A 13057-nucleotide genomic window follows, 5' to 3' on the forward strand; every position below is an offset into this window, starting at 1 on the left:
GAACCGAACGCACCCCCTGCGCGTGATACCGGAGAACGCGTTGGCATGCACAGGAGAGCGGGGGAAACGCGAGTGGGATCCACAGCACGCGCGAGAACGGCGGCACTGGCCGCAGTGGTGGCCGGGGCGCTGGTCACGGGGGCGTTATCGGCGGGCGGCCAGCCGGCGCAAGCCGCCGGCTCCGCAAGGCATGACGGGACGAAGACCCCGTCGAACGCGAAGCCCCCGGCGAACGTCACGCTGATCACCGGCGACCGAGTGGTCGTCGGCTCCGACGGCCAGGTGGTCCAACTCGTGCGCGGCAAGGGCCGCCAGAACATCGGCTTCTCGGTGCGACGCGAGGCGGACCACACCTACGTCGTCCCGCAGGACGCCCTGCGCCTGGTCGCGGACGGCGTCCTCGACCGGCGACTGTTCGACGTCGCGCAGCTGGTGAGGGACAGGTACGACGACACGCATCGCGCCACGTTGCCGCTGATCGTCGGCTATGGGAAGGACGGCGCCGACTCGCGAGACCTGGCCGGCGGTGACCCGTTCGCGGGCGTTGCCGTCCGGGAACGTCGCGCGCTGCCCGCGGTTGGCGGTGAGGCATTCAAGGCGCCCAAGTCCGGTGCCGCGGAGCTGTGGGCGGCGCTCACAGGCCGCACTTCGGCCCGTACGTCAAGCGGTGCAGCCGCTTCCGAAAGCCCCGTCGACCATGTCTGGCTGGACGCGAAGGTCAAGGCTTCCCTGGCGGAGAGCGTGCCGCAGATCGGCGCGCCCACCATGTGGAACTCGGGGTACACGGGCAAGGGCGTCAAGGTCGCCGTACTGGACACGGGCGTGGACCAGACCCACCCGGACCTCAACGGCGTCGAGATCGCACAGAAGAACTTCAGCGAAGCACCCGACGCCAAGGACCGTTTCGGGCACGGTACGCACGTTGCCTCCATCCTCGCCGGAAGCGGCGCGAAGTCGGGCGGCCGCTACAAGGGCGTGGCGCCCGACGCGAAGCTGCTGGACGGCAAGGTCCTGGCCGATGACGGCTTCGGACAGATCTCGAACATCGTCGCCGGCATGCAGTGGGCCGTCGACCAGGGCGCGCAGATCGTCAACATGAGCCTGGGCTCTCCCGACACCCCGGGCATCGACCCGATGGAGGCGGCCATCGCACGCCTCTCCGGCAAGGCCCTGTTCGTGGTGGCCGCCGGCAACGACGGCGACGAGCCCCGCACGCTCGGGTCGCCCGGCAGCTCCCCCGCGGCACTCACCGTCGGCGCCGTCGACAAGCAGGACCAGATCGCCGACTTCTCCAGCCGCGGCCCGAACCTCGACGGCACGCCCAAGCCGGACATCACCGGCCCCGGCGTGGACATCACCGCCGCCCTGACCACACAGAGCGAAGAGCCCTCGAGCGAGGGCTACATATCGCAATCCGGCACGTCGATGGCCTCCCCGCACGTCGCGGGCGCCGCCGCCCTGGTGCTCCAGCAGCACCCGGACTGGAGCGGAGCCCGGCTGAAGGCACTCCTGACCGGATCGGCCAAGCCCAACCCCCTGCTGAACGCCCATCAGCAGGGCGCGGGCCGGGTGGACCTGGCGCGCGCCGCCACGGCCTCGGTCGTCTCCGAACCCGGCTCCCTCGGCTTCGGCACACAGGCCTGGCCGCACGCCGACGACAAGCCGGCCGCCAAGACCCTCACCTACCGCAACTACGGCACCCAGGCCGTCACCCTGCGGCTGACCGCCACCGGCACCGACTCCTCGGGCCGCCCCGCCCCTGATGGCATGTTCACCGTCAAAGACTCCCAGCTCACCGTTCCGGCCGGAGGCACCGCGAAGACGACCGTCACCGCCGACACGAGCAAGGGCAGCGTCGACGGCGTCTTCGGCGGCACAGTGCTGGCATCGGGAGACGGCCAACAGGTACGCACCGGACTGGTGGTCGAGCGAGAGGTGGAGTCGTACGACGTCACAGTGCGGCACATCGACGCCGACGGCGCGAACCCGCCCACCTACGCGACGACGATCAACCCCGGCGACGGACTCGGCAAGTTCGTGGAGCTGCCGTACAGCGAGAACGGCACGGTGGTCCAGCGGCTGCCCAAGGGCTCCTACCAACTGGAGAGCCTCGTCTTCGCCAAGGACAACGAGGTGGGCTTCTTCGTCCAGCCGGTGCTGGACGTGACCCGGAACGTCACGGTCACCCTCGACTCCCGCAAGGCCAAGCCGTTCGCCGTGAAGGCCCCGGATCCGGCCGCGAAGCTCGTCACGTCCATCGTCGGCTACTACGACGAAGCCATAGGCGTGTCCAACACCTGGTCCAGCAACGGGATCCCGCCGATGCGCACCGCCGCCGTCGGCCCGGCATCCCCGACGATGCGGGCCCAGTTCAACGGAGTGTGGAAGAACCCCGGCGCGGCCGGCAAGAACGTCGACTACCGACTCGCCTTCAACCGCAAGGGCAGCTTCTTCACCGGTCTGACCCGCACCGTCACCCGGGCCGATGTCGCCGAGGTCAAGCTCGGCTTCGGCACCTCCGTCACCGGCGCCAAGGGCCAGCTCCACATCACGCCGCTCGACGAACGCGGCATGAACATCGGCATCCAGGACCCACAGGAACAGAACCTGCCGCAGTCCACCACGCACTACCTCACCACGGCCGACGTGCGCTGGTCCTGGACGGCCGCGCAGCTCAGCTCCAGCAGTGAGGTGCGCATGATGTTCTGGAGGAACCTGGTGACCTACAAGCCGGGCTCCACCCACACACTGAAGTTCAACACCGGCGTGGTCGGCCCGGACCTCGCGGCAGGGAGCCGGGAGGAGCAGGGCGCCGAGCGGACCGGCGACCTCATCAGCGCCAGGATCCCGCTCTTCAACGACGGCAGCGGCAACCTGGGATCCTCGATCGTCACCAGCGGCTTCGCCCGCCTCGAATCCGGCGGCCGCGTGCTCGGCGAGGGCCCTGCCACCGACTGGCTGAACGCCGAAGTGCCCGCCGCCTCCGCCCCGTACCGCCTGACGCTCGAGGCGAGCCGCTCCGCGCAGGACACCACCACCAGCACGAAGGTGACAGGCGTCTGGACCTTCACCTCGGCCCGACCCACGGCAGACCGCACCACCAGGCTCCCACTCTCGACGGTACGACTCGCGCCGAAGCTGAGCCTGCGCGGAACGGCTCCGGCGGGCAGCACGCTCACAGTGCCCCTGAAGCTGAGCGGCGCGGCCGCGGCGGCCGGCCAGGTCGCCACCCTGAAGGTGAACATCTCTTACGACGGCGGCCGAACCTGGAAGCCGCTCACGGTGACGACCAACCCCCAGGGCGCACGCTCGGTGACCGTGAAGCACCCGGCGACCGCCAAGGCCGTGTCGTTCCGGGTGGATCTGAAGGACAGGGCTGGCAACACCGTGCGCGAGACGATCATGAACGCGTACCGCCTGGCTCCGTGAACTGACCGACGGCGACGACCGTTCGCACGGCCGCGTCGAACCCTCCGGCCTGGCCTCCGCGCTCGCGGGGACCAGGCCGGATCCATGCACATCTGTCGGGACGAGACGTATCGTCTTGTCAGATCCCCTCTCATGCCGTACGGTCCTCCACATGGGTTCCCTGTGAGACAGCCGGCGCCGATCGCGTAGAGCACCGCTCCGCCATCGCCGCGCCCCACCGCGCCCTCTCATCCACCCGATCCGGCCAGGGCAGAAGCCAGGGGCCAGGAGGGAACCCGCGCATGCGCACCTCACAACTCACCCTTCACCACGTCACCAAGCGGTACCCCGGCCGCACCGTCCTCGACCAGGTCTCCTTCACCCTCAAGCCGGGCGAGAAGGCAGGACTCATCGGCGAGAACGGCTCCGGCAAGTCCACCCTCCTGCACCTCATCGCGGGCCAGGAACGCCCGGACAGCGGCGAGTTGACCGTGACCGCCGCCGGTGGCATCGGCTACCTGCCGCAGACCATCCCCCTGCCCGCGACCGCCACCGTCCAGGACGTAATCGACCTGGCCCTCGCGGACCTGCGCGCGCTTGAAGCGCAGCTGCGCCGGGCCGAGCAGGCCCTTGGCGACGACGCGGACGCGGAGGCGCTCACCGAGTACGCAGCTCTCCTCCAGCGATACGAGGCACGCGATGGCTACGACGCCGACCATCGCGTAGACCAAGCCCTGCACCACCTCGGCCTCCCCGCACTCCGCCGCGACCGTCGACTCGGCACCCTCTCCGGCGGCGAACGCTCCCGGCTGGCCTTGGCCGCCGTCCTCGCCGGCCGCCCGGAACTGCTGCTCCTGGACGAGCCGACGAACGACCTGGACGACCAGGCCGTGCAGTGGCTGGAGGCGCAACTGCGCGCACACCGCGGCACAGTGCTCGCGGTCACCCACGACCGTGTCTTCCTGGAGCGGCTGACCACCACGGTCCTGGAGGCCGAGGCGGGAAAGATCGCCCGATACGGAGACGGCTACGCCGGGTACCGCATCGCGAAGGCCGCGGAACGCCGCAGCCGGCTCCAGGCGTACGAGGAGTGGCGAGCCGAGCTGGCCCGCAACGAGCGGCTCGCCGCCGGCCAGGCGATCCGTCTCGGCGGCATCCCGCGCAAGGCCCCGCTGGCCAACTTCGGCCACGGCGGCTTCCGGGCCCGCGGCCGGGCGCACGGTGCGATGGCCCGTATCCGCAACGCCCGCGAGCGCGTCGACCGGCTGACGGCGAACCCGGCGGCGCCGCCACCACAGCCGCTGACCTTCACCGCGCGCATCGGGACGCCGGGAGCCGACGTCGACATGTCGGCGCCGGAGCTTCCCGCGGTACAGCTGTCGGGCGTACGCGTGGGAGACCGCCTCCACCTGGATTCCCTCACCCTGGACCCTTCCGGTCGGCTGCTGGTCACCGGCCCCAACGGCGCCGGCAAGACCACGCTGCTCAAGGTGCTCGCAGGCGAGCTGCGTCCCGACGAGGGCTCGGTGCAGGTACCGGGCCGGGTGGGTCATCTACGCCAGGACGAGACACCGTGGCCACCGCACCTGACGGTGGCGGAGGCGTACGCACTGGGCCGCGTGGGCTCAGCCGACGAGCACACGCACGCCCTGCTGTCCCTCGGTCTCTTCCGCCCGGGGGAGCTGCGGCTGCGCATCGGCGAGCTGTCGTACGGCCAGCGCCGCCGCGTGGATCTCGCACGGCTGGTGTCGGAGCCCGCTGATCTCCTGCTGCTCGACGAACCGACCAACCACCTCTCGCCGGCGCTGGTGGAGGAACTGCAGGGCGCACTGGCTCACTACGCGGGCGCGGTCGTGCTCGTCACGCATGATCGCGCGTTGCGCAGGGGGTTCCGGGGCGAGCACCTGCACCTGCCGGAGGCTGCCTGGGTCCGATCGGGCTGACGCAAGGGCGGTGCGGGCGACCTGGCTGCGCCCAAGGGAATCTTCACCGGCGGACCCGAGTTGCCCCTACGACGATGTCAATGGGGGACCGCCGTCCCCGCAGGGAGGAAACGGGAGCCGATGAGCCTTCGTCAGTACGAGTACGCTCTGGCCGTTGCCGAGGAGGGCTCGGTGACGGCGGCGGCGGAGCTGCTGCGGGTCGCTCAACCGTCGGTGTCCCAGCAGATCCGAGGCCTGGAGCGGGAGCTCGGCGTGCAGCTGTTCGACCGCACGCCGACCGGGCTGGTGCCCACGGTGGTCGGCCGAGCCTTCTTGCGGGAGGCGGAGATCGCGGTGAGCGCGGCGCGGCGCGCGAGGGCGACAGCGCGGGCGGGTGCCGATGAGCTGGTGGGCGACCTGGTTGTCGCGGTTCAGATGGGCTTTGCCGCCCGGCAGCTGCCGGGCGCGTTGAGCGCGCTGCGTCGCCGCTTCCCGCGGCTGGAGGTCACCGTCTTCGAGGAGCTGAGCCACGCGGAGCTGGAGCGGCTGTGCCGCCGGGGCCTGCTCAACCTCGCCCTGATGGCGGCGTGCGAGCGCAGCCCCGCCGACGCCCACCACCTCGGCGACGAGGAGTTCGTCGTGGTGCTGGGCGCCGGGCACAGGCTGCTCGCCGCGGACCGGGTCGACCTGCGCGAGCTGGCGGGGGAGTCGTGGGTGAGGTTCGACCGTGACAGCGCGCTCGACGCCGTACTGCTGAACGTGCTGCGGGAAAACGGCCTGACCCCGCACACGGCCGCCCGCGTGTCCCAGACGGCGACGGCCGTGCGCTGGGCCGCCCACGGGCTGGGGGTGACCCTCGTCCCGGCCTCCGCGGTCCCCCACGGTCACGAGCACCTCGCCCGCCCGGTCTCCCCGGCCGTGCCCCAGCCCGTCCTCGCCGTGGTCCGACACGGCGCGGGCCCGGCGGAGACGGCCCTGCTCGAACTTCTCCGCAAGGAGACCTGGTCCGAGTCCGCCTCCCTCTCACCGATTTCCTGACGGCCGAGAAGGAGGCGGCGTCGCGGAATTCATCTCTATCGAAGCCGACATTTTCTGAATTCCGTGCGCGTCATCCCCTGGGGAATTCACCACCGTCCACGACGAGATTGCTCGCGGTCAGCCAGCTCGTCCGGTCGGACACGAGGAACAGCACCGCGTGGGCGATGTCGTCGGGCTGCCCCTCACGTCCCAGCGGCGGGGTGTTGGTGGCCTGGCCGGGCCCGTCGTTCAGACGCGCCCACTGCTCCCGCGTCGCCTCGCCGCCGGGGGTGGCGGTCCTGCCGGGAGACACGGTGTTGACCCGGACTCCGAAGGGGGCCAGCTCCGCGGCCAGTCCCCGGCTGTAGTTCTCCAGTGCCGCCTTGGCCGCCGTGTAGTGCAGGAACGGAGGCGGCGTGGGCGGAACCGCCGCCGAGGAGACATGCACGATCGCTCCGGAACGCCGTTCCCGCATCCCCGGTGCCAGCAGCGAGTCCAGCCGCACGGACGACAGGAAGTTCAGGTCCAAGGCGTCCTGCCAGATGTCGTCGGGGATGGCGAAGGCTCCCTTGTACGGCTGCGCACCGCCCGCGTTGTGGACGAGGACGTCCACCCCGCCGAGCATCTCGTGCGCGGCCGTGGCGAGCGCCTCCGCGCCGGCCCGCGTCCGCACGTCGGCCGCCACGAAGCGGGCTCCCTCCGGCACCGAGTCCGTCGCCGACCTGGCAGTCGTCAGCACCTCGGCACCGGCGTCCAGGAGCTGGCGCACGACGGCCGCCCCGATTCCGCGAGTGCCGCCCGTGACGAGGGCCCGCTTCCCCGTGAGTTCTCGCGTTCCAGAGCCGTTCTCGATTTTCGTCATGCCGCTGTTCCTCTCAATTGCATAAGGGGTTTACCTCGCCGAGCCATTTCAAGGTACGAGCGGAAAAGAGGAGGAAGCAAAGACGAAAAGACAGCACCTGCCATAGGGGGTTCCTATGCCCCTGGAACCACCCGCCGCCCCAGGTCACCCCCAGCCGAGCCCAAGCCCAGCACTTGCTGAACCTATCGAAACTCGATAGATTCCCATCGCAACTCGATGGAAGGAGGGGGCATGGGAAAGCTGACAGTGCGTGCGCTGCGTGCCGTGCTCGTGGTGGTGCTCACCGGCACGGTGTTCGTACAGGCCTCGATGGTCTGGGTGTTGGCCAGTGGAAACGATCCGGAGGACGGGTCGCTCCCGCTGACGCCGTTGCGCGTGATCACGATCCTTGGCATGGTGGCGGCCCAGGTCGCCCTGGTCAGCGTCTGGCGGCTGGTGTCGATGGTGCGCCACGGAACCGTGTTCTCCCATGCCGCCTTCCGGTACGTGGACGCCGTGATCGGCGCGATCGTGGCGGCTGCCCTGCTGTGGTTCGCGGTCACGGCCATCAATGCGCCCGGCCAGCGGGACGACCCGGGCGTCACCGTCATCATGGGCGGGGTCGGCCTGGCCATCCTCGGGGTCGCGCTCATCGTGCTCGTACTGCGGATGCTGCTCGCCCAGGCCGTCGCGCGCGACGTCGAAGCGACTCAGATGCAGGCCGAGTTGGACGAGGTGATCTGATGCCGATCGTCGTCGACATCGACGTGATGCTCGCCAGGCGGAAGATGTCCGTGGGCGACCTCGCGGAGCGCGTAGGCATCACACCCGCCAACCTGGCAGTACTCAAGAACGGCCGTGCCAAGGCGGTCCGCTTCGCGACACTCGCCGCACTCTGCGAGGTGCTCAAGTGCCAGCCGGGCGACCTGCTGCGCTGGGAGGCCGAGGAAGCCGCGGGCGGATGACGGCTCCAGGGTGAGCGGGAAGACGGCCGGCATCACCGGTCGTGACACGGGGGCGGACCGAATGGTCCGCCCCTCCGCGTGACCCCTGTCTCACCCGACCGGCACCCCTTGGCTATGCAACGAGTTGCATAAGAAGATCGAGGCATGGCGCTCGAGCACGCGATCCTCGTCTCCCTGCTGGAAAAGCCGGGCTCCGGCTATGAACTGGCCCGGCGGTTCGACCGGTCCATCGGATACTTCTGGACCGCCACGCACCAGCAGATCTACCGCGTGCTCAAGCGCATGGAGAGCGACGGCCTGCTCGCCGTCCGCGGGATGCCGCAGCAGAGCCGGCCGGACAAGAAGGAGTACTCCGTCGTCGGCCCCGGCCGCGCCGCCCTCTCCCAGTGGCTGCACGAGCCGATCGAGCCCGAGAGTATCCGGCACGAGCTCGCCGTGAAGATCCGCGGCGCGGCCTTCGACGACCCGTCCGCGCTGATCCGCGAGGTCGAACGCCACCACCAGGTGCACAGCGACCGCCTCGCGCACTACTTCGCGGGCGAGCTCCGCGACTTCACCGGCCCGACGGCCCCCACCCCGCTCGACGCCGGTCAGGAACTCCAGCATGTCGTCCTGCGCGGCGGCATCGCCTACGAGCGGATGACGATCGCCTGGCTCGACGACGTACTCGCCACCCTCCACAGACTCGGCACGCCGCACCTGCACCCCTGAGCCGCCGGCCCCGGCCGCCCGCGCGCCACGCCGCCGGGCCACCGCCGCCCGAGCTCCGCGACCTTCTTTCCCACACCCTCACCCTCAACCCACGGAAGGCGACCTCCATGGCCGACTCCCTGCTCTTCAACCCGCGCACGTACGACCCGGCGCAGTTCGACCCCGAGACGCGCAGGCTGCTGCGCGCCACCGTCGACTGGTTCGAGGACCGCGGCAAGCGCAGGCTCATCGAGGACTACCGCACCCGCGCCTGGCTTGCGGACTTCCTCGCCGTCGCCGCCAAGGAGGGCCTGTTCGCCACCTTCCTCACCCCGGCATCCGCCGCCGGCCACGAGGACCAGCGCTGGGACACGGCCCGGATCGCCGCCCTCAACGAGATCTTCGGCTTCTACGGTCTCGACTACTGGTACGCATGGCAGGTCACCATCCTCGGCCTCGGACCGGTCTGGCAGAGCGACAACACCGCAGCCCGCACCCGCGCCGCGGAACTCCTCGCGCAGGGTGAGGTCTTCGCCTTCGGCCTCTCCGAGAAGACCCACGGCGCCGACATCTACTCCACCGACATGCTGCTCACGCCGGACGGCAACGGCGGCTTCAGCGCGACGGGTTCCAAGTACTACATCGGCAACGGCAACGCCGCCGGGCTCGTCTCGGTCTTCGGCCGACGCACCGACATCGATGGCCCCGACGGCTACGTCTTCTTCGCCGCCGACAGCCGCCACTCGGCGTACCACCTGGTGAAGAACGTCGTCGACTCCTCCAAGTACGTCAGCGAGTTCCGCCTCGAGGACTACCCGGTCGGCCCGGACGACGTCCTGCACACGGGCCGCGCCGCGTTCGACGCCGCCCTCAACACCGTCAACGTCGGCAAGTTCAACCTCTGCACCGCCTCGATCGGCATCTGCGAGCACGCGATGTACGAGGCGGTCACCCACGCGAACAACCGCATCCTGTACGGCCGTCCCGTCACCGCCTTCCCGCACGTGCGCCGCGAGCTCGCCGACGCGTACGTCCGCCTCGTCGGCATGAAGCTGTTCAGCGACCGAGCAGTCGACTACTTCCGCTCCGCCTCGCCGGACGACCGCCGCTACCTGCTCTTCAACCCGATGACGAAGATGAAGGTGACCACGGAGGGCGAGAAGGTCATCGACCTCATGTGGGACGTGATCGCCGCCAAGGGCTTCGAGAAGGACACCTACTTCGCCCAGGCCGCCGTCGAGATCCGGGGACTGCCCAAGCTCGAGGGCACGGTCCACGTCAACCTCGCGCTGATCCTCAAGTTCATGCGCAACCACCTCCTCAACCCGGCCGAGTTCGCGCCCGTACCGACCCGCCTCGACGCGGCCGATGACACCTTCCTCTTCGAGCAGGGTCCCGCCCGCGGCCTGGGCTCCGTACGCTTCCACGACTGGCGCCCGGCCTACGACGCATACGCGGCCGTACCGAACGTCGCCCGCTTCCGCGAACAGGCGGACGCCCTGTGCGAGTTCGTCACCACCGCGGCCCCCGACGAGAAGCAGAGCCGCGACCTCGACCTCCTCCTCGCCGTCGGCCAGCTCTTCGCCCTGGTGGTGCACGGGCAGCTGATCCTGGAGCAGGCCCGCCTGACCGGCCTCGACGAGGACGTCCTCGACGAACTCTTCTCCGTCCTCGTCCGCGACTTCTCCGCCTACGCCATCGAACTGCACGGCAAGGACTCCGCCACCGAGGCTCAGCAGAACTGGGCGCTCGGCGCGGTCCGGCGTCCCGTCGTGGACGAAGCACGTTCGGGGCGTGTCTGGGAGCGGGTCGAGGCTCTGTCCGGGGCGTACGAGATGGCGCCCTGACACCGCACCCCGGAGGGCTCGTCGACACGTGACGGTCATGACCCCCGAGGCCGGCGACGCCTGCGCTGTGGCCTCCGCGCGATCAACTGCGCGGAGGCCACGGCGGCAGGCAGTGCTCAAGCCCTGCCGGGCAGCGATCCGGTGTGGGTTCCCGCAGACTCCTCGCCCTCGTACGACAGGGACTGGTGCTCGGCGCGAGGTGCGAAATAGTCGGCGTCCTTCGGCCGTTGCGCGCCCGGGCGCGGACGCGGCGCCGGCTCGAGATGGGGGATGTGCTTGGAGCAGTGCACATACGCCTCCTCCACCGTGATGTGCACCCAGAACTCCGGCCTGCGCCCCGGAGCGGAATCCACGGGAAGACTGGGAAAGGCCCGCCGCTGATCCTCGTCCCGGTGCAGCCGAGCCGCGCCATTGACATGCAGGCCTATGTGGTCACCGGAGAAGTCGACGAACAGCAGGCCGATGTGCGGGTTCTCGGTGATGTTCCCCGCACTGGCGAGGACCCCGTTCCCTCGGTACTCGGGGTAGGTGAGCGTGCTGCCGTCCAGCACGGTGACGAATCCCGGAGGACCGGCACGGAACGTGACGTCACAGGCTCCGCCGGCGTCCGCCGTCGACAGGAACGCCATGGTCTGCCGCCCTATGAACTCAGTCATCTGCGGGGTCAGACGGTCCTGTACCTGGCGGTCGTAGAAAGTGGCGGCCTGGTCGGCGGTGCCGAGGAGATGCTGCAGGCGGCGCTCGCCGACGGATCCGGTGGACTTGTGGGGGTGAGTCACGGAATGCGCTGCCTTCCTATGGCCTTCGGCTGGGCGTGGGGGAGCGACGGCACTCTAACGCTGGATGGAGCACGGTGTCGTACTCGGTACAGGTGAGCGACTGACGGCGCAGGCATAGGTCGCTACTCGACCTCAATGCACACGAAGCCTCTTCAACGTCGCGCCGGTTCGTCCGCAGTCGCAAGCACGCCCAGGATCACCAGGACCACCACGACGAGCAGGAGCAGTAGAGCGACTGCGGCAGGTGTGGGGTAGTTCCACAGGATGAGAGTGAGGCCGCCGGCGCCGATGACGGCGCCTGTGGTGCGGGGCTGGTTCCTGCGAAGCCACCGCCCGACAGCCCCTGTCGTCAGCCCGGTCCGGGTGAGCGCATGCCCGGCCGCTTCGGTACTTCGGGCTGCGCCCTTGCGCACAGCGGCCGCACCGCGGCCCGGTCCGTACAGATACCCCGCGATCACAGTGATGAGAGCCGTGACGAGCACCGTGAGGGTGACCTGCCGGAGGAACCTCACCAAGGTGTCGTAGGCGGCTGCTGCGGCATCCTGCGACAGGGTTGTCTGAGTCACCGCATCCAGACAGATCTGGCGCATGATGGCCAGTCCGACGAGAAGCCCGCACATCAGGACGCCCGTGCCGATGCCGGCGGCCATCAGTGCCACCCGGTGTGAGGGGGCCGCCCAAATGCCCAGCCCGCCGAGCACGACAACCGTCAGGGGCAGCCACGGGGCGACAGCGGCGAGCCAGCGGGCCCCCTGCCGGGCCTCACTGAGATTTTCGTTCCGAACCAGAACGATCGACTTGTCGGCCCCGGGAATGTCCTCTGCCTTGACAAGCGTCACGCCGATCAGCTGCTTCTGCAATTCTTCAGCCACAATGCCGGCGTTCAGCGTGACGGTGTCGCCCTTCACCGCAAGCGCCCCGCTTCCGTCACCCGTGAGGGCATTCGTCGCGACGGTGTGTGCACCGCGGTGGATGCTGTCCCATGCGTCAGCAAAGGCCTCGCTTTTCACCACCTTCTCGACCACGAAGCGTACGGCGGTCGTCAGTCCGCCCTTCAGCTGTTCATCGAGCGATCTGGCCGCGTCGACAAGGAAGCGGGGTGCGTCATGGTCGGCCAAGGTGTCGGCGACCGCGTCGGTGATCTTGCGAGCGTCGATGTTCTCAGCCACTTCGTCAGTGACACGATCAACGACCAGCTTTTGGATGGCGGGGTCCCTGGCGAGGGGCGACACGGTCTGCACATACCGATCAACGTCGGTGACCTCGGAATTTACCCATGTGGCTATGACGCTGACAGGCGCGAGCAGAACGGCCAGCGTAAGAAGCAAGGATGCTGCACAGAGCCGCAAGCGCCTGTGTCGCCGGCCGAGAGTGCGCCGGAGTCGCTCGTACTCCGCTCGTTCGGCATCGTCCAGCGGGCCGCTCTGCTCACGTCGCCCATTCCCCTCCGGGTCGGAGGCGGCGGGTGGGTCCACGGCGAACCTCCCTCCGCCGCTGTGCGCCCAGGGGGCGGAGGCTGTAAAACCGGCCGGCCCCAGTCACTCCCTCCATCCTCGTGCATGGGGAAGCGGGACGCAGCTTGCAGAGG

10 protein-coding genes are annotated in these 13057 nt (G+C 69.6%); 7 read left to right on the forward strand and 3 right to left on the reverse strand.

All coding sequences use genetic code 11. From position 1 onward, the window contains the following. Window positions 1-72 precede the first annotated feature (72 nt). From CP983_RS43370 to CP983_RS43380, 3 genes are all read left to right on the forward strand, one after another. Window positions 73-3429 (forward strand): S8 family peptidase, encoded by a 3357-nt coding sequence (locus CP983_RS43370; RefSeq protein WP_167537852.1) that lies wholly within the window; start codon window positions 73-75, stop codon window positions 3427-3429. 281 nt (window positions 3430-3710) lie between these two features. Then, window positions 3711-5351 carry a TlrC/CarA/OleB/SrmB family ABC-F type ribosomal protection protein gene (locus CP983_RS43375; protein WP_150506145.1) on the forward strand — a complete coding sequence of 547 codons (1641 nt, stop codon included), beginning with the start codon at window positions 3711-3713 and terminating at the stop codon, window positions 5349-5351. Window positions 5352-5471: 120 nt separating this feature from the next. After that, window positions 5472-6368, forward strand: coding sequence for a LysR family transcriptional regulator (locus CP983_RS43380; RefSeq protein WP_150506147.1), 897 nt, complete (start codon window positions 5472-5474; stop codon window positions 6366-6368). 70 nt (window positions 6369-6438) lie between these two features. Here CP983_RS43380 and CP983_RS43385 read toward each other — a convergent pair whose 3' ends face one another. Then, window positions 6439-7209 (reverse strand): SDR family oxidoreductase, encoded by a 771-nt coding sequence (locus CP983_RS43385; protein WP_150506149.1) that lies wholly within the window; start codon window positions 7207-7209, stop codon window positions 6439-6441. A 231-nt stretch (window positions 7210-7440) separates the two neighbouring features. Here CP983_RS43385 and CP983_RS43390 point away from each other — a divergent pair, with 231 nt between their 5' ends. The 4 genes from CP983_RS43390 (at window position 7441) to CP983_RS43405 (ending at window position 10690) form a co-directional block, all read left to right on the forward strand. Beyond that, window positions 7441-7932: a DUF2975 domain-containing protein gene (locus CP983_RS43390; RefSeq protein ID WP_150506151.1), complete on the forward strand. Its 492-nt coding sequence runs from the start codon at window positions 7441-7443 to the stop codon at window positions 7930-7932. Further along, the gene (locus CP983_RS43395) at window positions 7932-8153 is read left to right on the forward strand and encodes a helix-turn-helix domain-containing protein (RefSeq protein ID WP_125524141.1); all 222 of its coding nucleotides are present in this window, start codon (window positions 7932-7934) and stop codon (window positions 8151-8153) included. The genes CP983_RS43390 and CP983_RS43395 overlap by 1 nt, the downstream gene beginning before the upstream one ends. 144 nt (window positions 8154-8297) lie before the next feature. Then, window positions 8298-8864, forward strand: coding sequence for a PadR family transcriptional regulator (locus CP983_RS43400; protein ID WP_150506153.1), 567 nt, complete (start codon window positions 8298-8300; stop codon window positions 8862-8864). A 107-nt stretch (window positions 8865-8971) separates the two neighbouring features. Beyond that, window positions 8972-10690, forward strand: a complete 1719-nt coding sequence (locus CP983_RS43405; RefSeq protein ID WP_150506155.1) for an acyl-CoA dehydrogenase family protein — start codon at window positions 8972-8974, stop codon at window positions 10688-10690. 116 nt (window positions 10691-10806) lie between these two features. Here the strand turns inward: CP983_RS43405 and CP983_RS43410 are convergent, their stop codons facing one another. Continuing rightward, entirely contained in the window at window positions 10807-11469 is a 663-nt protein-coding gene (locus CP983_RS43410) for a pyridoxamine 5'-phosphate oxidase family protein (protein WP_150506157.1), read from the reverse strand. A gap of 152 nt (window positions 11470-11621) precedes the next feature. Beyond that, window positions 11622-12944: a hypothetical protein gene (locus CP983_RS43415; protein ID WP_229914895.1), complete on the reverse strand. Its 1323-nt coding sequence runs from the start codon at window positions 12942-12944 to the stop codon at window positions 11622-11624. Window positions 12945-13057: the final 113 nt, after the last annotated feature.

This window comes from Streptomyces chartreusis (assembly GCF_008704715.1).
GTDB lineage: Bacteria > Actinomycetota > Actinomycetes > Streptomycetales > Streptomycetaceae > Streptomyces > Streptomyces chartreusis.